General features: G+C 47.9%; 1 protein-coding gene. It reads left to right on the forward strand.

Features of this window, described 5'->3' with window-relative positions; translation table 11 throughout:
- The coding region (locus CVN76_RS00780; RefSeq protein ID WP_100530079.1) for an aspartate kinase at positions 1 to 977 on the forward strand (977 nt) is incomplete at its 5' end.
- Between the last annotated feature and the right edge of the window lie 46 nt (positions 978 to 1023).

Raw genomic sequence — 1023 nt, forward strand, 5'->3', positions numbered from 1 at the left:
CGAAGCTGATTGCCGCCTATTTTCAAAGGCGGGGTGTCGAAGCGCAATATGTCAATCCGAAGAAAGCTGGCTTGATCGTATCGGATGAAGATGGATATACCCAGGTGCTGCCGGAATCGTATGATCGGTTATATGATCTGCGTGATGAGCCGGGAATCGTCGTATTTCCAGGGTTTTTCGGATATACGTTAGATGGTGATGTTTTAACGTTTTCAAGAAGCGGCTCTGACATTACGGGCTCGATTCTTGCAAATGGCGTCAAAGCCGAATTGTATGAAAACTTTACCGATGTGGATGCCGTATATGCGGTTAATCCAAATGTGGTATCCAATCCGAAGGGGATCAGGGAATTAACGTATCGAGAAATGCGTGAGCTTTCTTATGCCGGTTTCTCGGTATTCCATGATGAGGCGCTTATTCCTGCATTCCGGGCGGGAATCCCCGTTCATATCCAAAATACGAACAACCCGGCGGCCCAAGGGACCCGCATTGTGAATATCCGTGATAATACGAATGGTCCGGTTATTGGGATTGCGAGTGACAAGGGATTTTGCAGCATTTATGTCAGTAAATATTTAATGAACCGGGAAGTCGGCTTTGGCCGGAAGCTGCTGCATATCCTAGAAGATTACGGAGTTGCCTATGAGCATATTCCATCGGGCATTGACGATGTGACACTCATCCTGAGACAGGAGCAGATGAGGGGGGACTCCGAGAAGAAAATCATTTCGCGAATCAAGCAAGAGCTGCATGCCGATGAAGTCATTGTGGAGCATAACTTAGCCTTGATCATGGTCGTGGGCGAAGGGATGCGGCATAATGTCGGAACGACGGCAAGAGCCTCGAAAGCGTTGGCGGATGCCAAGGTCAATATCGAAATGATCAACCAGGGCTCTTCGGAGGTAAGCATGATGTTCGGTGTCAAAGAACACAGCGAAGAGACGGCCATCCAAGCTTTATATCATGAGTTTTTTTGAGAATGACAGTTCCGAGACCGCCTTTTAGAAGGGAGGAAACACTTAG

It is taken from the genome of Bacillus sp. mrc49, from assembly GCF_002803435.1.